This is a genomic window from Ensifer sp. Root278, assembly GCF_001429285.1.
Taxonomy (GTDB): domain Bacteria; phylum Pseudomonadota; class Alphaproteobacteria; order Rhizobiales; family Rhizobiaceae; genus Ensifer.
Genome location: NZ_LMJJ01000023.1, coordinates 25,924 through 50,028, shown reverse-complemented (window position 1 = coordinate 50,028; position 24,105 = coordinate 25,924). Strand labels below are relative to the sequence as shown.

Below are 24,105 nucleotides of genomic sequence, written 5' to 3'. Positions count from 1 at the left end.
GTCGCCTCTAGTGCCTGCCGGCGCGTTGCTGGATGAAGACGGCCGTGATGATCAGCCCGGCCTTGACGATGAGGGCGGCCGCGTCCGGCACGCCATTCGCAAGCAGCGTGTAGCGCACAAGCTGAATGACGAGGGCGCCGAGCACAGTACCGACGATATTGGCCCGCCCGCCGGTCAGCAGCGTGCCGCCGACGGCGACCGCAGCGATGGCATCGAGCTCCATGCCAAGGCCAACGAGGTTCGCGTCGCTTGCGGAATTGCGCGCAACCACGATCAGGCCGGCCACGCCGGCAAGCGCGCCGCTCAGCATGTAGACGAAGAGCTTGACGCGCTTCACCGGTATGCCGGCCAGGCGGGCTGCCTTCTCGTTGCCGCCGACGGCGATGATCTGCCGGCCGATGACGGTGTAGCGGATCATCGCCCAGGCGGCGGCGACAATGACGATCATCAGTAAGACCTGGGCCGGGATACCGGCGATCCGGCCGAGTGCGATGAACTGGAAGCCCGCGTTCTTGAAGACCTGCAGATTGCCGTTGGTCATCACCTGGGCGATGCCACGGCCGGCGATGAAAAGGACGAGGGTCGCGATGATCGGCTGGATCGAAAAGCGCGTGACGAGGAACCCGTTGAACAGGCCGAACAGGCCGGCGACCACGACCGGCAGAAGGAAGGCCAGCGCCACTGCGAACCCCATGCTTTCGACCTGCCAGAACTGGCCCATGAAGATCATTGGTGCCAGCGCCCCGGCTATCGCCATCAGCGAGCCGACGGAAAGGTCGATGCCGCCGGTGGCGATGACGAGCGTCATGCCGGTCGCGACGATGACGATGGTGGCGACCTGGGTCAGGTTCACGTTCAGCGTCTGCAAGGAGAGGAAGTTCGGCGTGACGGCAACGTTGAAGAGGATCAGCGCAAGGAAGGCGACGAAGGTGCCGTAGCGGCCGGCCAACGTCATTAACCGGCTGCCGGACGAAAGGGCTCCCGATGGCTGTGGGGCAGGGGTCTCGATCGTCGTCATGTCATTCTTCCTGGTGGGCCATGGCGGCAAGCAGCGCCGTCTCGCTCAAATCCTTGCGCGGCAAGGTCGCCACGGACATACCGTCGCTGAGCACCGTCACGCGGTCGGCGGCGGCGAGAAGTTCCTCGAGTTCGGAGGAGATCATCAGCACGCTCAACCCCTCGTCGGCGAGGCTGCGCAAGAGTTTCAGGATTTCCGACTTGGCGCCGATGTCGATGCCGCGCGTCGGTTCGTCGACGATCAGCACCCGCGGATCGGTGGCAAGCCAGCGGGCGAGCAGCACCTTTTGCTGGTTGCCGCCGGAAAGCTCCTTGATCGGCTGATCGGGGGAGGTGCACTTGACACCGAGGGCGCGGATATAGCGGCTGACGATCTCGTCCTGCCGCGCGCGGTCGACGATGCCTGCCTTCTTGAGCTTCGGCAGCAGGGCCAGCGTCATGTTCTCGCGGATGCTCATGTCGGGCACGATGCCGTCGATCTTGCGGTCTTCGGAAACGAGACCGATGCCGTCGGCGATGGCATCCGCCGGTTCGCGGTAGGTGCGATCCTGCCCTTGCATGCGGATCGCGCCGCGGTCCATCTTGTCGGCTCCGAAAATCAGGCGCGCCGTTTCTGTGCGGCCGGAGCCGAGCAGGCCTGCAAGGCCCGAGATCTCGCCCTCACGTACGGCAAGGCTGACGTCGCGCACGCGCACACCCGCGCCGGCCTTGTCGAGTTCGAGGCGGACGGGCCGTTCCAGCGCGATGTCTTCGGGCGCGATCGCCTGGAAGGCGGCAAGCTCCTTGCCGAGCATGTGACGCACCAGCGCCATTTTCGGCATGTCCGCCATCGGGCTTTTGGCCACGGTCTGCCCGTCGCGCATGATCGTCACGCGGTCACAGATTTCATAGAGTTCGTCGAGCCGGTGGCCGATGAAGATGACGGCGACGCCGGAGCGCTTTAGCGTGCGGATCGTCTCGAAGAGGATGGCGACCTCGCGCTCGTCGAGCGAGGAGGTCGGCTCGTCCATGATGACGAGGCGGGCGCTCTGTGTCACAGCACGAGCAATCGCCACCATCTGCCGTGTCGCGGCATCAAAATGTGCGACGGGACGGTCGACATCGATCGCAAGGTTGAAAGTCTTCAGCACGGCCTCGGCACCACGCCGCATGGCCGTATGGTCGATCATCCCGAAACGTTTCGGCTCGCGGGAGAGGTAGATGTTCTCCGCCACAGACCGCTGCGGAGCGAGATTGATTTCCTGGTAGATCGTCGCGATGCCGGCTGCCTGCGCCTTTGCCGGCATTGCGAAGTCGACATCGTGGCCGTCGAAAGTGATGCTGCCTTCGTCCCGGCGATAGACGCCAGTCAGGATCTTGATCAGCGTTGATTTGCCCGCGCCGTTCTGGCCGACGAGCGCCATGACCTCCGCCGCTTCGACTTCAAGCGAGGCGGACTTCAGCGCCGGCACTCCGGCGAATGCTTTGGAAATGCCCTGCATGGACAGAAGCATGGGTCTCCTCCCTATCTTCGCCATCCGCCGCCCCTCTGCATGTTTCCCTTAATCGTAGCCGATTAAGGGATAAAAACATGCAGCAATTCAAAGCGCTACAGCGACCTTTGCGCGTCCGATAAGACGCGCGGCGCTGTAGAGGGTGAGCGCTCTCAGCCTACACGTGAACCGGCCGAAGGTCATGCCTGGCACTGTCGCGGTCAAAAAACCGGCCGATGCGGTTGTTCCGATCGGCCGGCATAGGCTCGGGAGATGGTATCAATAGGCGTTGGCGAGTTCTGCGGCCGCATTGGAGGCGTCGTAGAACTTGTCGTCGTTGATGATCATCGGGTCGATTTTTTCGCCCTTGGCGTAACGCATCATTGTCTCGAAGGCCTTCGGCCCGAAGCGCGGGTTGCACTCGACGACCGCGGCGATCTTGCCATCGACAACCGCCTGCACGGCTTCCTTGCCGCCATCGATCGACAGAACGAGAACGTCCTTCCCGGGCACCTTGCCGGCTGCTTCGAGCGCGGCAATCGCGCCGATCGCCATCTCGTCATTATGGGCGTAGATCACGTCCGCATCGGGATGGGCCTGAAGCAGGGCTTCGGCCACCTGCCTTCCCTTGTCACGGGCGAAGTCGCCGGTCTGCGAAGCAACGATCTCAAAGCCGCCGGCCGCCTTGATCGCCTCGTCAAAGCCCTTCTTGCGGTCGTTGGCGGGCGACGACCCGGTCGTGCCTTCAAGTTCGATGATCTTCGATTTGCCGTTGGCGTTCTTCACCAGCCACTCGGCGACACGTTTGCCTTCCTCGACGAAGTTCGAGCCGATGAAGGTCAGATAGTCTTCGCCGGCCTTGGCAAGCGACGGATCGACGGAACGGTCGAGCAGGATCACAGGGATGCCAGCCTTCTTGGCGGCCATGACGGCGGGGATCAGCGGTTTTTCTTCGCGGGGCGCGAGGAAGATCACGTCGACGCCCTGCGCGATCATCGAGTTGACGTCGGCGACCTGTTTGGCGGCGGAGCCGGCGGCATCCGTGTAGACGAGCTGGAACCCGAGCTTCTCGGCCTCGGCCTTCATGCTGTTCGTCTGGGCGATGCGCCAGGGATTGTTGGATTCGGTCTGCGCGAAGCCGACCTTGTATTTGTCCTTCTGCTCAAGCTTCGGCACTTCGGCGATCGCGACACCCGCAAGGGCGAGCGCGCCGACGGCCGTTGCCGCAAGCATGAAGGTGCGACGGGAAATCGTGGTCATAATCGGGTTCTCCTCCCAGATTGGCCGGTGCTTCTCTACCGGACATGAGCGTTTTTGCGCTTCACATCGTCAAATCTTGCGCTAATAATATTAGCAGTCAAGGCAAAAAATTATGAGCACTTGCAATAGCCCGCGTGCAGTGCGATGCACGCTCGACTGCATGTTTCCTTTGATCGGAACCGAGGACAAAAACATGCAGCAATTCAAAGAGCTACAGCGACCTTTGCGCGTCTCATAGACGCGCGGCGCTGTAGGGTGGAGAGTACGCATGGCCAAGGGAAACGGGCGGAATCTGGATAAAAAGGGCGAAGGGCGCCCAACGATGACGGATGTCGCCAGGATAGCTGGTGTTTCCCAGTCAAGCGTCTCTCTGGTGCTCAATGAGATGTCGGGTTCGCGCATCTCCCAGGAAACGCAGCAGAAGGTGCGCGAGGCTGCTCATAAAATAGGTTATAAATTGCCGGCCACCCGCGGCGCGGTTGCAGCGGCCCCCGCCGTCGAAAAAGACACGATCGCCTTCATCGTCGACGAAATCTCGACCAGTCCGCACCCGGTCGTCAGCCTCGACGGCATCCGCGACTATGCCTTCGAGCAGGGCATGCTGGTGTCGGCGCATGTCACTCGCTCCAACCCGGAGCTCGAAGAGGCGGTGCTGCGCTCGGTGCTGAGAGATCCCTCGATCGCCGGCGTCATCTACGCGACGATCTTCACCCGCAAGGTTGCCGTGCCCAAGGCGCTGGCGCCGCTTCCGACCGTGCTTCTCAATTGCTACTGCGATCCGCGCCAACATGTGGCGGTCGTGCCGGGCGAGGTCGCCGGCGGTTTTGCCGCCACGGCGCATCTGACGGCGCTCGGTCACAAGCGCATCGGCTTCATCAATGGTGAAAGCTGGATGGACGCGGCCATGGACCGCCTGAAAGGCTATAAGCAGGCGCTCGCTTCCGCCGACATCGCCTTCGACGAGACGCTTGTGCGCGATGGCGACTGGCTGCCGCTACGCGGTTACGAGGCTGGGCTGGACCTGCTCTCCATGCCGAACCCGCCGACCGCTATCTTCTGCGGCAACGATCTTATGGCGATCGGCGCGATGGAGGCGGCACAGGAGAAGGGGCTTCGTGTACCCGTTGATCTCTCGGTCATGGGCTACGACGACCAGGAACTGGCGCGCTACACCCATCCGCCGCTCTCGACGCTGGTACTGCCCAACTACGAGATGGGACAGAGGGCCGCCGAGATCCTGATCGACATGGCGATCCACGGAAAACACATGCGTCCGATGACCATAAAGGTCGACGGGCCTTTGGTGGTTCGCGAAACCACCTCCGGTTGGCCCGTCCGGGCCGCGCAGGCAAAGCGATAGAGCGGCGCAACACTTTCGGGAAACAAGGACAGAGCGTCGTTAGTCGTCTGCTTGGTTGGCATAGGCGGCGATGTAGGCTTCCGTTAGCGCCTCTTCCAGCGGGCGACCCAATCGATAGGGAGAAAGCGTCTCGGGCCGCACGACGCCGTGCGGCAAGCGCGAGCAGGGTTCGGGTGCGCCCAGAACGGTGTGCACGGGAAGGCGCTCCGCATAAACAGGCAGATCGTAGTCCTCCTCATCGTCGGCGATACCCTTGGCCCTGATCTTTGCCGAGGCCCGTTCGATTTCCATGACGATGACAGCGGTCGCCTTGATCTCTTGAGCAGTGCTCTGGCGCAGCGTCGCGGTGCGGTCCGGAAAGAGCCGGTCCACCATCATCGTCAGGGCACGCAGTTTCTCCTCCTGGTCCTCGACCAGGCGGGCGGTTCCGAAAGCCATGACCGAGCGGTAATCGGCCGAATGGTTGAAGCCGGAGCGGGCAAGCACGAGGCTGTCGAGGTGTGTGACGGTCAGGCAGGCCGGCTCGCCCGCGGACAGGTTGCGCAGCATGCGGCTGGCGCTGCTGCCGTGCCAGTAGAGGTGCCGCCCTTCACGCCAGAAGAGCGTCGGTGTGCAGAAAGGTTGGCCGTCGATGACATAGGCGACGTGGGCGAGTGCCGCCGCGTCGAGCAGCCTGTGCACCGTCTCGTGGTCGTAGAAACCACGATCATGGCGGCGCTTGACGCGGTTGACCGTATCGACGGGGTAGGCGGGCGTGGAATGTTCGGTCACGGCTGGTTCCTTTCAGGCTTGCATCCTGAAGGTTCGCATGAGCAGACTGGTTTGAAATAGGTCCACTTTCGTTAGCTTCATGCCAACCACTTCTCTTCCAAGACAGGGATCGGCCTTCCCGCCGATCGAACTCGATCGCTCGATTCGCAACCAGGCGCTTCGGGTCCATAGTGGGTTACGTGCCGCCATCGTCGACGGCTTGCTGGCGCCCGGCTCCCGTCTGCCGTCGAGCCGCGAGCTGGCCGCCCAACTTGGCATAGGCCGCAATATGATTGTTGCGGCCTATGAGCATCTCGCGAGCGACGGGCTGATCGAGGCCCGCCACGGCTCGGGCACCTATGTCTCGTCCAGCCTGCCGACACCGCCATCCGTTGCCGCGGCGCCGGATATCCCGCTGGCCTTTGGCGGCCGGCCGCCCTTCGCTCTCGGCCAGACCCATGTGGAGCCGGCTTTTGTTGCACGGCTGGCTGCGGCCACCCGGCGCCATATCGCGGAGGCGAGCGTCGACGACCTTGCCTATGGCGACCCGCGCGGCAGCTTGCACTTGCGCCGACAGATCGCAGACTTCCTGGCCGTCAACCGAGGCATCCGCTGCGATCCAGGCTGTGTGGTGATCGTCAGTGGCACCCAGCACGGGCTGAGGCTCTGCGTCGACGCACTGCTTGCGCCCGGAGATTGGGCTTGGGTCGAAGAGCCCGGCTATGGCGTGTCGCGCTCGACACTCATGGCAGCAGGTGTGCGGCCTGTGCCGGTGCCGGTCGACGGGGCAGGGATCGATGTTGCAGCGGGTCTTGCGCGAAACCCTCTCGCCAGGGCTGCCTATGTCACCCCTTCGCACCAGTTTCCGACCGGCGTGAAAATGGCGATGGACCGACGTGCGGCGCTGATCGAATGGGCTGACGCGACCGGCGCCTGGATCTTCGAGGACGACTACGACAGCGAGTTCCGCTATTCGGGTCCACCACTGACGGCGCTGGCGGGGCTTGCGCCGGACCGTGTCGTCTATCTCGGAACCTTCGCCAAGACGCTGTTTCCGGGGTTGCGGCTGGGTTACCTGGTGCTGCCTCCAGAAGCATTGGAGCGGGTCCTCAAGCGGCGCGCCGCCTTCGACCGGTTCATGCCGGTTTTCCTGCAGAACGCCGTGGCCGATCTCCTGGCGGATGGTTCGGTCGCGTCCCATTTGCGCAAGAGCCAGAGGCGCTATCGTGTCGCCCGTGATCAACTGGCTGAAATTGTCAGCGTCACATCCCGGGCAACACTGTGCCCGGATGTTCCGGAGCAGGGCCTTCACATGATCGTCCGTCCGCGCGACGGGCTCGCGCCGGGCCTGTCGCAATTGATCCGGGCGGAAGCGAAAATCGACGCGGTTCTTCTATCCGAAACCTTCATGCAGCGAAGCGATGCCGAAGGCCTCATCCTCGGGTTCTCAGGATATGAAACCGGTGCGCTGCGGGCGGCAGCCACGCTCCTGGGAACCACCGCGCTCAAACTGGTCGACGGCTCTCGGTGGTGACCACCCCGCGCGACACCGTCAAATAGTGGGCAACACGGCTCTTACGTGGTCCGCAAGCGCCATCACCGCGGATGACGGGCGAGGCTCGGCAAATTCGAGCGCGATGCCGATCGTCGGGAGCTTCGGCAATCCGGCCGAAATGATGTGCAGATCGGAGGGAACGGCGGTTCGCGTCAGGACGCTGATCGCATGGCCGGATCGGGCAAATGCGATGAGACCGGCAAGGCTGTTGCTCGCAAAGGCGACGCGGTACCGGCGATTGACCGCCTCCATAGCGTCACAGGCTGCCCGGTAGTCGAGTGTCGTCGGGGCTGACAAGGCCAGGGGCAGAGCCACACGGTCGAGGATCTCCGGTTCTGCAGCCTTGCCGACCCACACGAAGTCTTCGGTACGAATGACCTCGCCGTTTGAAGCATCGGCTATTGAAACGAGCGCCAGGTCGATTTGCCGCCGCAGCAACATGGGGCGCAGTTCCGTGGTCGGTGCGCAGACCATACGCAATTCGACCTCCGGGTGCTGATCGAGAAAGCGCTCGATGATCCCGGGAAGGAAAGCGATCGAATAGTCTTCCGGACAGCCCAGGGTCACGGAGCCTTTGAGACCTTTGCCTTCCATCTCCGCCAGGATCTCATCGTGCCCGGCGAGAAGATGTTCGGCATGGGCCAGCAGCTTTTCGCCGGCCGCGGTCAGCCGCACGCCGGATCCGGTGCGATGGAAGAGCGCCTGCTCGAGAAAGTCCTCCAGCCGCTGCATTTGCATGCTGAGCGTCGATTGCGTTCGCCCGACCTGCTGGGAAGCAAGGCTGATTGAGCCCGTCCGCGCGATGACGGCGAAATTTCGAAGCAAGGCAAGATCGAGATTTCTCATGATATCAAAATATCCAATATCGGAGCGGAATACTATCAATTTGCCTGAGGAAGAAATGCCCGCTAGCCATTGAGAAAAGCCAACGAGGAGCAATCTGATGTCGCTGAACTCCGACCCTGCCTTCTGGGCCTCCGCCAACAAACACCTCACGCGCTATGGTCCCGGTTTCGAGGCGATCATCGTGGAGCGCGCGGAGGGAAGCTTCGTCTATGATGCGGACGGTCGCGCCGTTCTGGATTTCACCTCCGGACAGATGAGCGGTGTTCTCGGCCACACCCACCCTGACATCGTTGCGACCGTCGACCGGCAAATGCGGACGGTCGCCCATCTCTTCAGCGGCATGCTGTCGCGGCCCGTCGTCGAGCTCGCCACGCGCCTTGCCGCGCTTGCGCCGGGGCTCGACCGGGTTCAGCTTCTGACAACGGGCGCTGAGTCGAACGAGGCGGCCATTCGCATGGCGAAGCTGGTGACCGGCGGCCACGAGGTCGTCGCCTTCGCGCAGAGCTGGCACGGAATGACGGGGGCCGCCGCCTCGGCGACCTACAGCGCCGGCCGAAGGGGATACGGTCCTGCCGCTGCCGGCTCGTTCGTAATCCCGGCGCCGAACGCCTACCGGCCGCGGTTCACCCACCCGGATGGGAGCAATGATTGGCAGACGGAACTCGACGATGCCTTCTCGTTGATCGACCGGCAGTCGACGGGCAGCCTCGCGGCGTTCATCGCAGAACCGATCCTTTCGAGCGGAGGGATCCTCGAACTTCCGCCGGGCTACCTCGCCGCGCTCAAGCGCAAGTGCGAGGAACGGGGCATGCTGCTCATCCTCGATGAGGCCCAGACGGGAGTTGGCCGGACCGGGCATATGTTCGCCTTCCAGCGTGACGGCGTGACGCCCGACATTCTCACCTTGTCGAAGACATTGGGCGCCGGGCTGCCGCTTGCCGCCGTCATGACGACGGCGGAGATCGAGCAAAAGGCCCATGAGAGAGGCTTCCTCTTCTACACTACCCATGTGTCGGATCCGCTGCCAGCGGCAGTCGGCGTAACGGTGCTCGACGTGGTCGAACGTGATGGCTTGGTCGAACAGGCGATCGCGCGCGGCGAGCGGCTGCGCAAGGGTCTCCTGTCGCTACAACAAAGGTTCGAATGTGTCGGCGATATCAGGGGACGCGGCCTTCTCCTTGGGCTCGAAGTTGTCGCTGATCGGCAGACGAAGGCTCCGGGCTTCGATCTGGGTGCCAGGGTCATGGAGGAGGCGATGCGGCGCGGTCTCAGCATGAACATCGTCAAGCTTCCCGGGATGGGCGGCGTCTTTCGCATCGCTCCGCCACTGACGGTGTCGGACGGAGAGATCGATCTTGGGCTGGAGATCCTGTCGGCCTCCATCGACGCTGCCATGCGTGCTGGCTGAATGCGCGCGTGCGCAGATTTTGTTGGTCACCCCAAGATACCGTCTAACCCGCATCGGAAGCCTGGTGCGGGTTGGCCTGTCCCGCTGGCAGGTTGAGGCATGGCGCCAAAGCCATCGTGGATACGATCCTGTGGCCGAAAGGCGCGATCCCGCCATCCCGGTTTCGTTGACGTCGCGCGCATCGCCGTCAAATACGCTCTTGGCGGCTGGATCCGAACTCGCAGGAAACATAACTCCCCGATTATGATTTTGGCCCCATATTTCATTTTTACATCACCGTTTGGCATGGCAAGTTGACGCCTATCAAATCAACGGGGTTTGTGAGGACGATGCGGGTTCGGGAGCGATCGGCGTCGCAGGGAGGAAACATGAAACGGATGATTCTGGCTGCGATCGCGGCTTTGGCAATGAGCGGCGCGGCCTATGCCGACACGATCAAGATCGGTGTTGTCGGGCCATTCTCCGGTCCGTTCGCGCTTCAGGGCAAGAACTTCAAGGCCGGCATCGATGCCTATATGGCGCTGAACGGCAGCAAGGTCGGCGACGACGATATCGAGATCATCTATCGCGACGTGCCGCAGGCCGATCCGGCCCAGGCGAAGGCGCTGGCACAGGAACTGGTGGTCAAGGAAGGCGTGCAATATCTCGCCGGCTTCTACTTCACGCCGGACGCGATGGCGGTAACGCCGCTGCTCACCCAGGCGAATGTGCCGCTCGTCATCATGAATGCGGCAACCTCGGCGATCGTCACGAAGAGCCCGCTCGTCGTGCGCACCTCGTTCACCACATGGCAGACCTCGACGCCGATCGCCAAGGTCGCGAAGGACGCAGGCGTTTCCAAAGTGATCTCCGTCGTCAGCGATTACGGCCCGGGCGTCGATGCCGAGAACGCCTTCAAGGCGGGTTTCGAGGCGGCCGGCGGTCAGGTCGTCGAGGCGATCCGCATGCCGCTCGCGACCAATGATTTCTCGCCGATCATGCAGCGCATCAAGGATTCGGGCGCCGAGGGCGTGTTCGCCTTCCTGCCGTCCGGTCCGACGACGCTCGGTTTCGTCAAGGCCTTCAAGGAGAACGGCCTGAAGGACGGCGGCATCAAGTTCTTCGCCCCCGGCGACCTGACGCAGGAATCCGACCTGCCGGCACTAGGCGAAGCGGCGCTCGGCATCCAGACGACCTTCCACTACGCGGTTTCGCATGACTCGCCTGAGAACAAGGCCTTCGTCGAAGCAGCCGGCAAGGCGATCGGCAACCCGGCCGAACTCTCGTTCCCTTCGGTCGGTGCCTATGACGGCATGCACGTCATCTACAAGATGATCGAGGCGACCGGTGGCGAGCAGGATGCGGCCAAGGCAGTGGAGGCCGTAAAGGGTCTCTCCTGGACGAGCCCGCGCGGCCCCGTGACGATCGATCCGGAATCACGCCACATCACGCAAAACATCTACCTGCGCGAAGTCGCCAAGGCTGATGACGGCACCTACTACAACAAGGAAATCCAGACCTTCGAGAAGCAGGGCGACCCCGGTCTCGCTGCGCTGAAGTAGGCAGGTTGGCGCGGGCGCACAGCGCCCGCCGACACCGATGATGCGCTGATCGGCGGCGCCCATGAACGAAGCCATGTGCCCGCCCCGCGACGTCACAGTGCTGGCGCAGGAGTAGCGCTCCGCGCATATAATGCGCCCCGAATCCGGCGCAGCAAAAACTGGAAGAAAGGGCACGGATAGCCCCATGCAAACCGTCCTCAGCATTGCGATCGATGCCCTTGCCTATGGCATGGTGCTCTTCGTCATCTCCATCGGCCTTTCGGTGACCATGGGCCTGATGCGCGTGGTCAATCTTGCGCACGGCGCCTTTGCCATGATCGGTGGCTACATCGCCTCCTATGCGGCGCGCGATCTTGGCCTTGCCTATGGCTTTGCCGTGCTGCTTGCGATCTTCGGCACCATCGTCATTGCCGTGCCCATCGAACGACTGCTCTACCGGCGCATCTATGGCGCGCCGGAACTGACCCAGGTGCTGATGACCATCGGCATCACCTTCTGCATCATCGGCATCGCCAACTACGTCTTCGGCCCGACGTTGAAGACGGTGCCATTGCCGAGCGAATTGCAGGGATCGGTGGATCTCGGTTTCCGGGCGATCGCCACGCACCGCATCTTCGCAATCGTCTGCGGCCTCGCGGTTGCCGCCGGCCTCTGGTACGCGATCGAAAAGACCGCCTTTGGCGTGAAGCTGCGTGCCTCGGTCGACAATGCGGCGATGGCTGCCGCCCTCGGGGTGCGCACGGAGATCGTCTATGCCGTGAGCTTTGCGGTTGCCGTCGGGCTCGCCGCCTTCGGCGGCGTCGTCGGCGCCGAGTTGCTTCCGGTCGAGCCCTATTATGCGCTGCGCTACATGGTGACCTTCCTGGTCGTCGTCTCCGTCGGCGGTGCCGGGTCGATCCCGGGTGCGCTCGTCGCCTGCCTGCTGCTCGGCGCGATCGATACGACCGGTCGCTATCTCATGCCGGAATTCGGCGAGTTCTTCTTCTATCTGGCCGTGATCGCGATCATCTGCGTCTTTCCGCGCGGGCTCGCCGGGAGGGCCAAGGGATGACCATGACGACGACGAACGACATGATTGCCGCATCCCCAGCGCGCCGGCGTTTCGGCGGTGGAGACCTCATCGGCTTGGCGATCATCCTGCTGGTCGCGGTGATCGGCTATTTCCTCTTTCCCAACAATCTGGCGCTTCTGACCCGGATCATCGCCGCAGCACTTCTGGTGCTGTCGCTGGATCTCGTCACCGGCTATTGCGGCGTCGCGACGCTCGGGCACGCTGCCCTCTTCGGCGCCGGCGCCTATGCAGCGGGTATCGCTTCGGCGCATTACGGCATCAACGATCCGCTGGCGATGCTGGCCTTCGGCATCGTGGCCGGCGCGGTGGCTGGGCTCGTCTGCGGCGTCGTCATCCTGCGCGCTCACGGTCTTCCGCAATTGGTTTTGTCGATCGCGCTTATCCACCTTTTCCACGAGTTCGCCAACAAGGCATCGTCCTGGACCGGCGGTAGCGACGGCCTTTCCGGGATCGCGCCGACGGCGCTCCTCGGCCTCTATGAGTTCGACCTCTGGGGCCGCACGGCCTACGTCTTCGGCGTCGTGTTGCTCGCCATCGTCTTCTTGCTGTTGCGGCTGATCGTGCGTTCGCCCTTCGGCATGCTGTGCCGTGGCATCAAGGAAGATCCGGTCCGCATCCGCTCCATGGGCGCGTCGCCGAAGATCGCGCTGACGAAAATGTATGTCATATCCGGCGCCGTTGCCGGCGTCGGCGGCGCGCTGAACGCGATCTCAACCCAGGTCGTCGGCCTCGACAGCCTCTCCTTCAACATGTCGGCGGAGAGCCTCGTCATGCTCGTTCTCGGCGGCACCGGTTCGCTGTTCGGCGCACTCACCGGCACGGTCGTCTTCATGTTCTTCGAAGATGTTGTCTCGGCTGCCAATCCGTTCCATTGGCTGACGATGGTCGGGGCGCTGTTGATCGCCGTCGTGCTGTTCGCGCCGAAGGGCCTCTATGGCACCGCCGCCGCTCTCGTTGCCCGCCGCCGGGAGGCCAAATGATGCAGCCGATCTTCGAAGTCCGCAACTTGAAGCGCGCCTTCGGCGGGCTTGCAGTCACCAATGATGTCAGCCTCAGCATGGCGCCGGGAGACCGGGTGGCGCTGATCGGGCCGAACGGCGCCGGCAAGACGACGTTCGTCAATCTCGTTACCGGTAATCTTCGGCCTGACTCCGGCGAAGTGCGCATTGCCGGCGAGCCCGTGACCGGCGTCGACGCCATCGGCCGCGTGCGGCGAGGCCTTGTCCGCTCATTCCAGGTGACGCGGCTTTTTGCCGACATGACGCCAGCTGAGCACGTTGCGCTTGCCGTGCTTCAGCGCGACGGTCGTGCCGGCCGCCTCTTCGGCAATTTTCTCGGCATGCCCGATGTCATGGTCGAGGTCCAGGAACTTCTCGGCAAGCTCGGTCTCAAGGAACTGATGCACCGCAAGGTGAGCGAGATTGCCTACGGGCAGCAGCGTCTCCTGGAGCTTGCCGTTGCGCTGGCACTGAAGCCCAAGGTGTTGCTGCTCGATGAGCCCGCCGCCGGCGTGCCGCAAAGCGATACCGGCCGTATCGAGCAGGCCCTGGCCGATCTGCCAGCCGATCTCGCCGTGCTGATGATCGAGCACGACATGGATCTCGTCTTCCGCTTTGCCAAGCGCGTGATTGTTCTGGCTGCGGGCGCGATCATCTTTGACGGTTCGCCGTCCGACGTGACGAAGGATCCACGTGTGCGGGAAGCCTATCTGGGGAGCTATGCCAATGCCAGCCACGCCGCTTGAGGTGGAAAACCTGTCCGCGGGCTACGGTCCGACGCGCGTGCTCGAAGGCGTGTCCTTTGCCGTTCCGGCGGGCGCCCGCCTTGCCGTTCTTGGCCGCAATGGCATGGGCAAGACGACCCTGCTTGCGACGCTTGCCGGCCAGACGCGGCGCTATGACGGACGCATCCGCATGGGCGGTACCGATGTGACCGCGCTGCCGAGCGCCTCGCGCGCCATGCAGGGTCTTGGTTTCGTGCCGCAGGCGCGCTGCGTCTTCCCGACGCTGACCGTCGAGGAGAACCTGTTCGTCGGGCTCAAGAACCGTCCGAAGAGCGCCATCCAGGAAGCCTACGACATGTTTCCGCGGCTTCACGAGCGGCGAAGAAACCTCGGCAGCCAGCTTTCCGGCGGCGAGCAGCAGATGTTGTCGACGGCGCGCTCGATCCTCGGGCGGCCCTCGATCCTTCTGCTCGATGAACCGCTGGAGGGGCTGGCACCCGTCATCTGCGAGGAACTGATGAAGGCCTTTGCCGAACTGGCGAAGACCGGCGGCATGACCATCCTGCTGGTCGAACAACGGATCCAGAGCGCCCTCGACTTTGCCGATCAGGTGATCGTGCTCGAGCGCGGGCGCATCGCCTGGAGCGGAACGCCGGATGCGCTCGCCAAGGATCATGGCGCGGTTGAGCGGCTATTGGGGGTCGGCGGCCTTCATTGATCGTCCGACGCGAATCTTTCCTGGTTGAGCTTGTCCACGCCGCGGTGGTGCGGGCAGGCAAAAGCGATGTCGAAAACTTAACTAAAGTACCAGTTCCGGAAAGGTGAATTTAGCAACGACTCCTCTTGTAAAGGTTGTGCGCGCAATGGTTGCGAATTGCCCAAATGCGCTACGCCGGGCTGGACTTTACAAGGAGGGAAGTATGTTTGGTGGCATAGGTAAGGCGGTCAGCTCGATCGCAGTGACGAAGAAGATCCCGTTGCAGAGCATCAGCATGGCGCAGTTGAACGCCGTGAAGAATCTGCCAAGCGCCCTGACCGGCCGGAGCGGACTGCCGGGATTGGGTGGTCTCCTCTCCACGTTCTCAAGTGCGGATTTGTTGGCAAACAGGAACATCACGGCGAACCCTGCGCTGCGAGACGCTCTTCTGGCCCTGCAGAAGCAGGCAGGGAACGGAAACGCAAAGGCCGTTGCCAACGCATACTCGAAATTCTGACCGGCGCAAGGCAGCGCCGACGGGGCTCTCATGCGTCGGCGGCGTTGCCTGCTACACGGCGTCGCGCACCCTTTCCCAAGCGTTCATCAGGTGGCGGCCGAGCACCTCGGAAAGCTTTGCCTTGTTACGGGCTTCGAGCGCCACGACCATCTCCTCATGTTCTGAGACGGCCGCGGCCCATTTTTCCGGCCCCTCGTGGCCGATGAAGCGGATGCGCTTCAGCCGCGTCTGCAGAACGGCATGCATATCGGCCAGCGCAGCATTTGCTGCGAGCTGAACGATCGCCGAATGGATCTGCTGGTTGAGCTTGTAATACTGCAGCCGGTCGCCGGCCTTGTAGCGCTGGACCATCTCATCGTGCAGCGCGCGCACCTCGGCGATGCCGGCATCGCTTGCCGCCTCGCAGGCGAGCTTGCCGGCGAGTTCTTCCAGCGTCTGCAGGACCGTCAACATGTCGTGCACGTCCTTGGCGCTGAAGCGCTTGACGACGGCACCGCGGCTCGGAACGAGCTCCACCAGCCCTTCGCTTGCCAGATACTTGATGGCCTCGCGTAGCGGCGTGCGCGACACGCCCAGCTGTTCGCCAAGCTGACCTTCGTGCAGGCGGGTTCCGGGCAATAGATCGCCTTCAATGATCATATCGCGCAGGTGGCTGACCAGCGTGTCGTGCAGCGCCGTGCGCCTGATCGGACCAGGGCCGCCATCCGGCCGTCTCTCCAGAGATGTGATTTCGTTCATTGTTTTTCTTCTGCGTCTGGCGACAGGGCGTCGACCGTCTGTTCCCGTTCGCGCCGATTGAATCAGCGCTGTCTCATTAAAGCATGGAGATCGGCTCTTCCGTCGTCAACAGAAAATGCTGCATACAGAATACAAAAGACTTGATGCAGAATTTTGAATAACGTATGACAGCGATCGGAAGTATGAAGCGGAGGACATCTCACATGACGACCAACGGTGTTGCCGGTAACGGCGCGCGTCCTGTCATCGCGCTCGCCATGGGCGATCCGGCGGGTATCAGCCCGGAACTCACGGCAAAGCTGCTGGGGCTTTCCGATATCCGCGAAGCCGCGCACATCATCACCATCGGCGATCGCCGGATTCTGGATGAGGGCGCAAAGGCTGCAGGCGTTACGCTCGACCTCGAGCCTTCGACCCTCGAAGACCTCGACAAATCAGGAACGTCGCGTCACGTTTTCGTCGATCTCGCACACCTCGATCCTGCTGACGTGGTTCGCGGCGAGGCGACGCTCGCCGGCGGGACTTTCGCCACCCGGAACTTCCGCACGGCGCTCGAGTTGGCGCAGACGGGCAAGGCCGACGCCGTCTGCTTCACGCCGTTCAACAAGAAGGCCATGCGCTTTGCCTATCCGGGCTATGACGACGAGATCCGTTTCGTCGCAGACGTTCTCGGCTTCACCGGCAAGGTTCGCGAGTTCAACGTCCTCGAGAAGGTCTGGAATGCCCGCGTCACCTCGCACATTCCACTCAAGGACGTGGCTGACAACCTCTCGGTCGACGGTATCATCGCCGAGCTGGAGCTGACCCGGGCCTGCCTCACGGAGGCGGGTTATGAAGAGGCGAAGATCGCGGTTGCCGGTCTCAACCCGCACGCCGGCGACGGCGGCAGCTTCGGCATGGAAGAGATCGACATCATCGAACCGGCGGTCGAAAAGGCGAAGGCACTCGGCTTCAACGTCGAGGGACCTTTCCCGGCCGATACCGTTTTCGGTCGCGCGCTGAAGGAAGGCTACAACGCCGTCCTCACCATGTATCACGACCAGGGCCAGATCGCGATGAAGCTGATGGGCTTCGACAAGGGCGTGACCATGATGGGCGGCTTGCCTTTCGCGCTCTGCACGCCGGCCCACGGCACGGCCTACGACATCGCCGGCAAGGGCATTGCCGACGTCGGCGCCAGCCGCGAAGCGCTGCTGCTCGCCGTGCGCATGGCGAAGAAAAAGGCGGCTCTCAAGGCTGCCGCCTGATTTCGCACGCTTTCACGCAATAACGGCGCAGGAGGAGGTCTTGCGCCACAGAACCACAAAACGGGAGGACCCGACTTGAAGAATACCGTCTCCATCGCATGCATCATGGCAGCCGTCTTCGGCGTTGCTGCTCCGGCCGCAGCCTTCGAACCCGATCGCCCGGTTGAATTCGTCGTCACGGCAGGTCCCGGTGGCGGCACCGACATCTTCGCCCGCACGATCCAGGCGATCATCGGCAAGTACGAGCTGATGAAGGCTCCGGTCGTCGTTACCAACAAGGGCAGCGCCGGCGGCGCCGAAGGTTTCGTCTACACGGCGACCAACAAGGGCGACGCTTACAAACTCGCTTTCGGCACGAACAATGCCTACCTGCTGCCGGTTCGCGCCAAGGTGCCGTACAAGGCTGAAGACCTGACCCCGGTCGCGGCGCTCGCTTCCGACGAATTCGTTCTCTGGGTCAACGGCAAGGCCACCTACAACACGGCGGCCGACTTTGCGGCCAAGGCGAAGGAAGGCGGCCTGAAGATCGGCGGCAGTCAGTCCAAGGACGTCGACCAGATCCTCACCTCGATGATCAACGAGGTGACTGGTGCTACGATCAACTACATCCCGTTCAAGAGCGGCGGTGAAGCGGCCGTCCAGCTTGCCGGCGAACATCTCGACGCCAACGTCAACAACCCGAGCGAAAACCTCGGCCAGTGGCAGGCCGGCATGGTCAAGCCGCTCTGCGTCTTCAAGAGCGTCAAGCTTTCGAACGACGCCAAGGTCGCCGGTGACAAGGGCTGGAGCGATATTCCGACCTGCAAGGAATCGGGCATCGCCATCGACAACTACTCGATGCCGCGCACCGTCTGGCTGCCGGCCGGCGTTGACCAGGATGTGGTCAAGTTCTATGCGGACCTGATGCGCAAGGTTTCGGAAACGCCGGAATGGGCGAAGTACCTCGCCGACACCTCGCAGTCCCCCTCCTACATCGCTGGCGACGATTTCAAGGCCGCCATCGAGATGGACGGCGCTGCTGTCGGCGAAGTGCTGAAGCGCGAAGGCTGGCTCGCCAACTAAGGGCAGGACATTGAGGCGGGTGCCTTCGGGCACCCGTCATTCGCTTTGAAAGGTCACGATCATGAGCGAGAACGGTGCGAATGGGGTCTCCCGCTTCGCGGTTGAGCTTGGCGTTGCTGCGCTGACCGGCGCCTTTGGCGCGGCGGTCTGCTACGGGTCCCTCGATATCGGTGCGGGATGGACCGAATTCGGGCCGGAAGCCGGTTATTTTCCCTTCTATGTCGGCCTTCTGATCCTTCTCGGAAGCGCCGTGAATGCGATCCACGCTTTCGTCAAGCATCGCGGCACGGGTGAGATCTTCATCGACGGTCACCGTGCCAAGGTGGTCTCGTCGTTTCTGTTGCCGCTGATCGCCTTTGCCGGCGTTTCCGCCTGGCTCGGCCTCTATGTCGGCACGGCGCTCTACATCGCCGGCACGATGCTCTTCCAGGGGCGCTACAAATGGTGGATCGCGTTGCCGTCCGGCGTCGCCGTTTCGCTGTTCTTCTTCATCGTATTCGAGATCGGCTTCAAGGTTCCCCTGCTCAAGGGACCGGTCGAGGCCTGGTTCGGGATCTACTGATCCCGACCGCCCACGCTTTCCCGGGAGGAATGACATGGAAAATATCGGTCTTCTGATCGATGGCTTCGGCCACATCCTCAGCTGGAACCATATCCTGCTGATGATGGTCGGCGTCACGCTCGGCATTCTCGTCGGCGTGCTGCCGGGCCTCGGCGCGCCGAACGGCGTGTCGCTGCTGTTGCCGCTGACCTTCTCGATGGATCCGATCTCCGCCATCATCCTGCTCTCCTGCATGTACTGGGGCGCACTCTTCGGCGGGTCGACCACATCGATCCTCTTCAACATTCCCGGCGAACCTTCGTCGGTCGCGACGACCTTCGACGGCTATCCGATGGCGAAAGCCGGGCAGGCAAGCCGGGCGCTGACGCTCGCCTTCGTGTCTGCCGGCATCGGCGCGCTCGCCGGCGTCGTCATGATCACGCTGCTCTCCGGCTGGGTCGCGAACTTCGCGCTTCGCTTTTCGTCCCCGGAATATTTCGCGGTCTATTTCCTGGCCTTCGCCAGCTTCATTTCCATGGGTGCGCAATCGCCGTTCAAGACGCTCGTGTCGATGATGCTCGGCTTTGCGCTTGCCTCCGTCGGCATGGACACGATCTCCGGTGACCTGCGGCTTACCTTCGATATCCCGACCCTGATCAAGGGCGTCAGCTTCCTGATCGCCGTCATGGGCCTCTTCGGCATCGGCGAACTCTTGCTGACCACGGAAGAAGGCCTGCGATTCGAGGGCATCAAGGCGCGCGTCAAGCTCGTCGAGATCGGCCGCACGTTGATCGAGATCCCACGCTACTGGTTCACGATCCTGCGCTCGACGATCATCGGCATCTGGATGGGCATCACGCCTGCCGGCCCGACGGCGGCCTCTTTCATGAGCTACGGCGTTGCCCGTCGCTCGGCGCGCGACAAGTCGAAGTTCGGCAAGGGCGATCCGCGTGGCGTCGTGGCACCGGAAACCGCCGACCACTCCGCCGGTACCTCGGCGCTGCTGCCGATGCTGGCGCTCGGCGTTCCCGGCTCGGCAACGGCCGCCGTCATGATGGGCGGCCTGATGATCTGGGGTCTGACGCCCGGCCCGATGCTCTTTACCGAGCGGCCGGACTTCGTCTGGGGCCTGATTGCCTCGATGTATCTCGGCAACGTCGTCGCCGTGTTCCTGGTGATCGCCACCGTGCCGCTCTACGCCTCGATCCTGCGCGTGCCCTTTGCGATCATTGGCCCGATTATCGTCGCCGTCATCTTCTCCGGCGCCTACCAGGTGGCAAACTCGGTCTCCGACATCTTCCTGGTCATCGGCTTCGGCGTGCTCGGCTATGTCTTCAAGAAGCTCGAGTACCCGCTGGCGCCGCTGGTGCTTGCCATGGTGCTCGGCGACAAGGCCGAGGATGCCTTCCGCCAGTCGATGCTGCTTTCAGGCGGCACCCTCGATATCTTCTGGTCGAACCCGCTGGTTTCCTCTCTGATGGCGCTCGCTCTTGCACTCCTGCTGTCGCCGCTTGTCTTCGGGCTGATCGGCCTGGTTCGCAAGCGCAAGCATAATGCGGATGCCCCGCATGGTGACGGCAGCGCGGCGGCTTGACGGAGCCGCCGCACCCCCAACATCCAGAGACGACGAGGAAGGTCATGGCGAACACATCGCGCAAATGGACCCGTGAAACCTGGCCGATCGCGGCCGCCATGATCCAATATCCAAACGTGCTGGCCGACGGCAGTTCGGTGCAGGAGCAATCGGTCGAGCAATGGGCAGAAACGCTCGCCGATGTGGTCGATGCCGGCTTCACCGAACTCGACCCCACCGACAGCTGGATCCGGCTTGCTGACCTTTCGCCGGATCGGCTCGACAGCTTCGTCAAGCTCGCCCATGACCTCGGCCTCACCATGCCGGCGATCTCGACTGCGCGGCGCAGCGTGATCGACCCGGAGCATGGCGACGAGTATCTTGCCTACGGCCACCGGGTCATTGAAACAGCGGCCGCCATCGGTGCGGGCTCCGTTTCCTTCGGCTTTTTTGGCCCGCTGACTGACGCGCAGAAGAAGGCGCTGTGGTTCTGGACCGTCGATGGCGTCAAGAACCCCGACGAGCCCGCCACCTGGCAGAAGGCCGTTCAGCGTATTCGTGATCTTGGCCGTCATGCCGAGGAACTCGGCATCGAGCTGGCGCTCGAAATGTACGAGGATACCTATATCGGCTCGGCCGACAGTGCCGTGCGCTTCGTCACCGATGTCGGCTTGCCGAACGTCGGCATCAATGCCGATCTGGGCAACCTCGTTCGCCTGCACCGTCCGGTCGAGCACTGGCAGCAGATGATGGCCAAGGTTGCTCCCTTCGCGAAGTATTGGCACGTCAAGAACTACTACCGCACCGAGGACGAAACGTCGGGCCTGATCGTTACCCATCCTGCGCCGCTGGAGTTCGGTGTGATCAACTACCGCGCCGCGATCCGAATGGCGCTTGCCCACGGCTTCAACAGCCCGTTCCTCTGCGAACATTACGGCGGCGACGGCCTCTCCGTCAGCGCTGCCAACCGGGACTATCTGAGGCGCATTCTGCCTCGCGAATAAGGGAAGAGACGCGATGACCACAATCTTTGACGCACCGGAAGAGTTCGCCACGACCGCGCTTGCCGGCTTCAGTTCGATTTACGCGCGCAACGTCCGTCTCGTGAAGGGCGGTGTCGTTCGCTCGACCCAGGTGCCGAAGGGCAAGGTCGCTGTCGTCATCGGCGGCGGCTCCGGGCACTACCCCGCTTTTGCCGGCTATGTCGGCCCGGGCATGGCGGATGCCGCCGTTGCCGGCGATGTCTTCGCTTCTCCCTCGACCGCGGCCGTTGCCCGCGTCTGCCGCCAGGCCGATCAGGGCGGTGGCGTGCTGCTCGGTTTCGGCAACTACGCCGGTGACGTCCTGAACTTCGGCGTCGCTGCCGAGCGCCTGCGCGCTGAAGGCATCGACGTGCGCATCGTGCCGGTGACGGACGACGTTGCCAGCGCTTCCGCTGAAACGCCTTCCAAGCGCCGCGGTATTGCCGGCGACCTCGTGGTCTTCAAGATCGCGGGCGCTGCTGCCGAAGCCGGCCTTAACCTGGATCAGGTCGAGCGCGTCACTCGCCTTGCCAACGACCGCACCGTTTCTTTCGGCGTGGCCTTTGGCGGCTGTACGCTTCCGGGCGCCAAGGCACCGCTCTTTGCCGTGCCGAAGGGCGAGATGGCGCTTGGCCTCGGCATCCACGGCGAGCCGGGCATCTGCGAAGAAAAGATGGTTTCGGCGAGCGAGTTCGCCAAGCTTCTGGTCGGCAAGCTGCTGGCCGAACGCCCGGCGGATGTCCGCAAAGTTGCGCCTGTCCTGAACGGTCTCGGCTCGACGAAATACGAGGAACTCTTCGTGCTTTGGGTCGCGGTCGAGAAGGAACTGAAGGCGGCCGGCCTCGAGATCGTCGATCCCGAATGCGGCGAATTCGTCACCAGCCTGGACATGCAGGGCTGCTCGCTAACGCTGATGTGGCTGAACGATGAGCTTGAGACCTATTGGCGCGCGCCGTGCGATGCGCCGGTGCTGCGCAAGGGCGCGATCATCGCGGCCGAGCCCGCGACCGAAGAGATCAAGGTCGAGGACGGCCCGCAGATGTTTGCCCCCGCATCCGATGCTTCGAAGGAGAGCGGCAAGTGCATTGCCCGACTGATTGGCGAGATTGCCGAAGCGTTGAAGGAGGCGGAAGACGAACTCGGCCGTATCGACGCCTTCGCCGGTGATGGCGACCACGGTCAGGGCATGCGCCGCGGTTCCGCCGCAGCCGACGAGGCGGCAAAGACGGCGGTCGCGGCCGGCGCCGGCGCTGCAAGCGTCCTGGCAGCGGCGGGCGATGCCTGGGCGGATCGCGCCGGCGGCACGTCGGGTGCGATCTGGGGTCTGTTGCTGCGTTCGTGGAGCAATGCTTTCGACGACGAGACGGCGCCCTCGGACGCCACCATCGTCGATGGCGCACGCCGCGCCCTCGATGGCGTCACGCGCCTCGGCCGTGCACGCGTCGGCGACAAGACTCTCGTCGATGCGCTGGTGCCCTTTGTCGAAACCCTGGAGCGTGAGTTTGCCGCCGGCAAGCGTCTGATCGAGGCGTGGCAGGCTGCCGCCAAGGCCGCGACCGCCGCCGCAGAGGCGACTTCCAGCCTGACGCCGAAGCTTGGCCGCGCCCGTCCGCTCGCCGAAAAGAGCATCGGTCACCCCGACGCCGGCGCCGTCTCGCTGGCGTTGACGGCGCGAATTGCCGGCGGGTTCCTGCTGCAATCGGCGAAGGCCTGAGGCGCTCAACCTTCCGATCGGGTGGCCGCAGTGCCGCCCGTTCGTCTCTCTCTCTCTCTCTCTCTCTCTCTCTCTCTCTCTCTCTCTCTCTTTCCTTTCGCGCGCGCGAACCGCCCGTTTCTCGCCGAATTGCTCCCGTCGGTGCGGTTCTGGCTTCCGGGAGGGCGTGCCGATACCGTCGGCCGTGGCTTTTTCAACACAATCTCCGGTCATTGTTGGGAAAACCCCATCAATTTTCTCGGCTAACGAATATCTGCCACGGAATTGCCGGATCGCGGGCTATGGCTCGTCTTTCCTGCAGCGTGCGCTAAGTGCTTGAGTTCGTGTGCCGCCGGTTAACTGCCAATGATTTCTGAAGTTCCGAGAAGGAGACAAGAATGAAAAAGAGTTTTGCCGTGAAGGTGTCCGCAGCGTCTCTGGTTCTCGCTGGCGCGATGGCCGCAAACGCAGCCGATCTCGCGACAGTACAACCGCAACCGGAGCCGGACACCAGCAACGGCGTCAAGATCGGCTACCTCGATTGCAACATCGCCGGCGGCGTCGGCTATGTGCTCGGTTCTGCCAAGGAAGTCGATTGCGTCTTCCGCTCGACGATGGGGGCTGAGGCTTCTGACCATTACGCCGGCGCCATCCGCAAGATGGGCGTCGATGTCGGCTTCACGACTCAAAGCCGCCTGATCTGGGCCGTATTCGCGCCTACCGCTGGCTACCACCGCGGCTCGCTCGGTGGCCTCTATCAGGGTGCAACCGCCGAAGCGACTGTCGGCGCCGGCATTGGCGCCAACATCCTCGTTGGCGGCACTTCCGGTTCGATCCATCTGCAGACGGTCAGCGTGACCGGGCAGATCGGCCTCAACCTTGCGGCCACCGGCACATCGATGACGCTGACTGCCGTCAACTAAGGTCGTTATCGTCGGCCTGTTGACCCCTCCCGCAACTGGCTCGACACGATCGGATAAACGACAAGGGCACCGCGGCTCAGATTGGGCT

The 24,105-nt window shown here is 63.2% G+C and carries 22 protein-coding genes; 16 read left to right on the top strand and 6 right to left on the bottom strand.

The window, feature by feature from the left end; translation table 11 throughout:
* Window positions 1-7: 7 nt before the first annotated feature.
* The 3 genes from ASE60_RS16690 to ASE60_RS16680 form a co-directional block, all read right to left on the bottom strand.
* Window positions 8-1,018: an ABC transporter permease gene (locus tag ASE60_RS16690; RefSeq protein ID WP_057251676.1), complete on the bottom strand. Its 1,011-nt coding sequence runs from the start codon at window positions 1,016-1,018 to the stop codon at window positions 8-10.
* A gap of 1 nt (window position 1,019) precedes the next feature.
* Window positions 1,020-2,510, bottom strand: a complete 1,491-nt coding sequence (locus ASE60_RS16685) for a sugar ABC transporter ATP-binding protein (RefSeq protein WP_057251675.1) — start codon at window positions 2,508-2,510, stop codon at window positions 1,020-1,022.
* 258 nt (window positions 2,511-2,768) lie between these two features.
* On the bottom strand, window positions 2,769-3,749 hold the full coding sequence (locus ASE60_RS16680; RefSeq protein ID WP_057251674.1) for an ABC transporter substrate-binding protein: 981 nt from the start codon (window positions 3,747-3,749) through the stop codon (window positions 2,769-2,771).
* A 268-nt stretch (window positions 3,750-4,017) separates the two neighbouring features.
* Here ASE60_RS16680 and ASE60_RS16675 point away from each other — a divergent pair, with 268 nt between their 5' ends.
* Window positions 4,018-5,109, top strand: a complete 1,092-nt coding sequence (locus ASE60_RS16675; RefSeq protein WP_057251673.1) for a LacI family DNA-binding transcriptional regulator — start codon at window positions 4,018-4,020, stop codon at window positions 5,107-5,109.
* A 39-nt stretch (window positions 5,110-5,148) separates the two neighbouring features.
* On the opposite strand, the gene ASE60_RS16670 is transcribed toward ASE60_RS16675, so the two are convergent.
* A complete protein-coding gene (locus tag ASE60_RS16670) occupies window positions 5,149-5,880 on the bottom strand; it encodes a pyridoxamine 5'-phosphate oxidase family protein (protein WP_057251672.1) in 732 nt (243 codons plus the stop codon).
* 79 nt (window positions 5,881-5,959) lie between these two features.
* Between ASE60_RS16670 and ASE60_RS16665 the strand changes: the two genes are divergently transcribed.
* Window positions 5,960-7,393, top strand: a complete 1,434-nt coding sequence (locus ASE60_RS16665; protein ID WP_057251671.1) for a PLP-dependent aminotransferase family protein — start codon at window positions 5,960-5,962, stop codon at window positions 7,391-7,393.
* Between the two features lie 18 nt (window positions 7,394-7,411).
* On the opposite strand, the gene ASE60_RS16660 is transcribed toward ASE60_RS16665, so the two are convergent.
* The gene (locus ASE60_RS16660; RefSeq protein ID WP_057251670.1) at window positions 7,412-8,260 is read right to left on the bottom strand and encodes a LysR family transcriptional regulator; all 849 of its coding nucleotides are present in this window, start codon (window positions 8,258-8,260) and stop codon (window positions 7,412-7,414) included.
* 97 nt (window positions 8,261-8,357) lie between these two features.
* Here ASE60_RS16660 and ASE60_RS16655 point away from each other — a divergent pair, with 97 nt between their 5' ends.
* From ASE60_RS16655 to ASE60_RS16625, 7 genes are all read left to right on the top strand, one after another.
* On the top strand, window positions 8,358-9,668 hold the full coding sequence (locus ASE60_RS16655) for an aspartate aminotransferase family protein (protein WP_057251669.1): 1,311 nt from the start codon (window positions 8,358-8,360) through the stop codon (window positions 9,666-9,668).
* A gap of 368 nt (window positions 9,669-10,036) precedes the next feature.
* The gene (locus ASE60_RS16650) at window positions 10,037-11,209 is read left to right on the top strand and encodes an ABC transporter substrate-binding protein (protein ID WP_057251668.1); all 1,173 of its coding nucleotides are present in this window, start codon (window positions 10,037-10,039) and stop codon (window positions 11,207-11,209) included.
* A gap of 184 nt (window positions 11,210-11,393) precedes the next feature.
* On the top strand, window positions 11,394-12,260 hold the full coding sequence (locus tag ASE60_RS16645; RefSeq protein WP_057251667.1) for a branched-chain amino acid ABC transporter permease: 867 nt from the start codon (window positions 11,394-11,396) through the stop codon (window positions 12,258-12,260).
* Window positions 12,261-12,262: 2 nt separating this feature from the next.
* Window positions 12,263-13,261, top strand: a complete 999-nt coding sequence (locus ASE60_RS16640) for a branched-chain amino acid ABC transporter permease (protein ID WP_057252086.1) — start codon at window positions 12,263-12,265, stop codon at window positions 13,259-13,261.
* Window positions 13,261-14,025 (top strand): ABC transporter ATP-binding protein, encoded by a 765-nt coding sequence (locus tag ASE60_RS16635; protein WP_057252085.1) that lies wholly within the window; start codon window positions 13,261-13,263, stop codon window positions 14,023-14,025. Before ASE60_RS16640 ends, ASE60_RS16635 begins: the two co-directional genes overlap by 1 nt.
* Window positions 14,006-14,722 carry an ABC transporter ATP-binding protein gene (locus ASE60_RS16630; RefSeq protein WP_057251666.1) on the top strand — a complete coding sequence of 239 codons (717 nt, stop codon included), beginning with the start codon at window positions 14,006-14,008 and terminating at the stop codon, window positions 14,720-14,722. Before ASE60_RS16635 ends, ASE60_RS16630 begins: the two co-directional genes overlap by 20 nt.
* A 202-nt stretch (window positions 14,723-14,924) precedes the next feature.
* Window positions 14,925-15,218: a hypothetical protein gene (locus ASE60_RS16625; RefSeq protein ID WP_057251665.1), complete on the top strand. Its 294-nt coding sequence runs from the start codon at window positions 14,925-14,927 to the stop codon at window positions 15,216-15,218.
* Window positions 15,219-15,269: 51 nt separating this feature from the next.
* Here the strand turns inward: ASE60_RS16625 and ASE60_RS16620 are convergent, their stop codons facing one another.
* Window positions 15,270-15,956: a GntR family transcriptional regulator gene (locus tag ASE60_RS16620; protein WP_057251664.1), complete on the bottom strand. Its 687-nt coding sequence runs from the start codon at window positions 15,954-15,956 to the stop codon at window positions 15,270-15,272.
* Window positions 15,957-16,159: 203 nt separating this feature from the next.
* Between ASE60_RS16620 and ASE60_RS16615 the strand changes: the two genes are divergently transcribed.
* The 7 genes from ASE60_RS16615 to ASE60_RS16585 all read left to right on the top strand — a co-directional run bounded on the left by ASE60_RS16615 (window position 16,160) and on the right by ASE60_RS16585 (window position 24,017).
* On the top strand, window positions 16,160-17,203 hold the full coding sequence (locus ASE60_RS16615) for a 4-hydroxythreonine-4-phosphate dehydrogenase PdxA (RefSeq protein WP_057251663.1): 1,044 nt from the start codon (window positions 16,160-16,162) through the stop codon (window positions 17,201-17,203).
* Window positions 17,204-17,278: 75 nt separating this feature from the next.
* Window positions 17,279-18,265 (top strand): tripartite tricarboxylate transporter substrate binding protein, encoded by a 987-nt coding sequence (locus ASE60_RS16610; protein ID WP_057251662.1) that lies wholly within the window; start codon window positions 17,279-17,281, stop codon window positions 18,263-18,265.
* Window positions 18,266-18,326: 61 nt separating this feature from the next.
* The gene (locus tag ASE60_RS16605; RefSeq protein ID WP_057251661.1) at window positions 18,327-18,827 is read left to right on the top strand and encodes a tripartite tricarboxylate transporter TctB family protein; all 501 of its coding nucleotides are present in this window, start codon (window positions 18,327-18,329) and stop codon (window positions 18,825-18,827) included.
* Window positions 18,828-18,861: 34 nt separating this feature from the next.
* On the top strand, window positions 18,862-20,400 hold the full coding sequence (locus tag ASE60_RS16600) for a tripartite tricarboxylate transporter permease (RefSeq protein WP_057251660.1): 1,539 nt from the start codon (window positions 18,862-18,864) through the stop codon (window positions 20,398-20,400).
* A gap of 44 nt (window positions 20,401-20,444) precedes the next feature.
* Window positions 20,445-21,383 (top strand): sugar phosphate isomerase/epimerase family protein, encoded by a 939-nt coding sequence (locus tag ASE60_RS16595; protein ID WP_057251659.1) that lies wholly within the window; start codon window positions 20,445-20,447, stop codon window positions 21,381-21,383.
* Window positions 21,384-21,396: 13 nt separating this feature from the next.
* Window positions 21,397-23,115 (top strand): dihydroxyacetone kinase family protein, encoded by a 1,719-nt coding sequence (locus ASE60_RS16590; RefSeq protein WP_057251658.1) that lies wholly within the window; start codon window positions 21,397-21,399, stop codon window positions 23,113-23,115.
* Between the two features lie 377 nt (window positions 23,116-23,492).
* Window positions 23,493-24,017, top strand: a complete 525-nt coding sequence (locus ASE60_RS16585) for a DUF992 domain-containing protein (protein WP_057251657.1) — start codon at window positions 23,493-23,495, stop codon at window positions 24,015-24,017.
* Window positions 24,018-24,105: the final 88 nt, after the last annotated feature.

Coding starts and splice junctions, on each gene's coding strand:
- ASE60_RS16640 (WP_057252086.1), top strand. CDS start 12,263: ATGACGACGACGAACGACATGATTGCCGCATCCCCAGCGCGCCGGCGT.
- ASE60_RS16635 (WP_057252085.1), top strand. CDS start 13,261: ATGCAGCCGATCTTCGAAGTCCGCAACTTGAAGCGCGCCTTCGGCGGG.
- ASE60_RS16690 (WP_057251676.1), bottom strand. CDS start 1,018: ATGACGACGATCGAGACCCCTGCCCCACAGCCATCGGGAGCCCTTTCG.
- ASE60_RS16660 (WP_057251670.1), bottom strand. CDS start 8,260: ATGAGAAATCTCGATCTTGCCTTGCTTCGAAATTTCGCCGTCATCGCG.
- ASE60_RS16675 (WP_057251673.1), top strand. CDS start 4,018: ATGGCCAAGGGAAACGGGCGGAATCTGGATAAAAAGGGCGAAGGGCGC.
- ASE60_RS16615 (WP_057251663.1), top strand. CDS start 16,160: ATGACGACCAACGGTGTTGCCGGTAACGGCGCGCGTCCTGTCATCGCG.
- ASE60_RS16645 (WP_057251667.1), top strand. CDS start 11,394: ATGCAAACCGTCCTCAGCATTGCGATCGATGCCCTTGCCTATGGCATG.
- ASE60_RS16665 (WP_057251671.1), top strand. CDS start 5,960: ATGCCAACCACTTCTCTTCCAAGACAGGGATCGGCCTTCCCGCCGATC.
- ASE60_RS16600 (WP_057251660.1), top strand. CDS start 18,862: ATGGAAAATATCGGTCTTCTGATCGATGGCTTCGGCCACATCCTCAGC.
- ASE60_RS16650 (WP_057251668.1), top strand. CDS start 10,037: ATGAAACGGATGATTCTGGCTGCGATCGCGGCTTTGGCAATGAGCGGC.
- ASE60_RS16620 (WP_057251664.1), bottom strand. CDS start 15,956: ATGAACGAAATCACATCTCTGGAGAGACGGCCGGATGGCGGCCCTGGT.
- ASE60_RS16680 (WP_057251674.1), bottom strand. CDS start 3,749: ATGACCACGATTTCCCGTCGCACCTTCATGCTTGCGGCAACGGCCGTC.
- ASE60_RS16595 (WP_057251659.1), top strand. CDS start 20,445: ATGGCGAACACATCGCGCAAATGGACCCGTGAAACCTGGCCGATCGCG.
- ASE60_RS16605 (WP_057251661.1), top strand. CDS start 18,327: ATGAGCGAGAACGGTGCGAATGGGGTCTCCCGCTTCGCGGTTGAGCTT.
- ASE60_RS16625 (WP_057251665.1), top strand. CDS start 14,925: ATGTTTGGTGGCATAGGTAAGGCGGTCAGCTCGATCGCAGTGACGAAG.
- ASE60_RS16585 (WP_057251657.1), top strand. CDS start 23,493: ATGAAAAAGAGTTTTGCCGTGAAGGTGTCCGCAGCGTCTCTGGTTCTC.
- ASE60_RS16655 (WP_057251669.1), top strand. CDS start 8,358: ATGTCGCTGAACTCCGACCCTGCCTTCTGGGCCTCCGCCAACAAACAC.
- ASE60_RS16590 (WP_057251658.1), top strand. CDS start 21,397: ATGACCACAATCTTTGACGCACCGGAAGAGTTCGCCACGACCGCGCTT.
- ASE60_RS16630 (WP_057251666.1), top strand. CDS start 14,006: ATGCCAGCCACGCCGCTTGAGGTGGAAAACCTGTCCGCGGGCTACGGT.
- ASE60_RS16685 (WP_057251675.1), bottom strand. CDS start 2,510: ATGCTTCTGTCCATGCAGGGCATTTCCAAAGCATTCGCCGGAGTGCCG.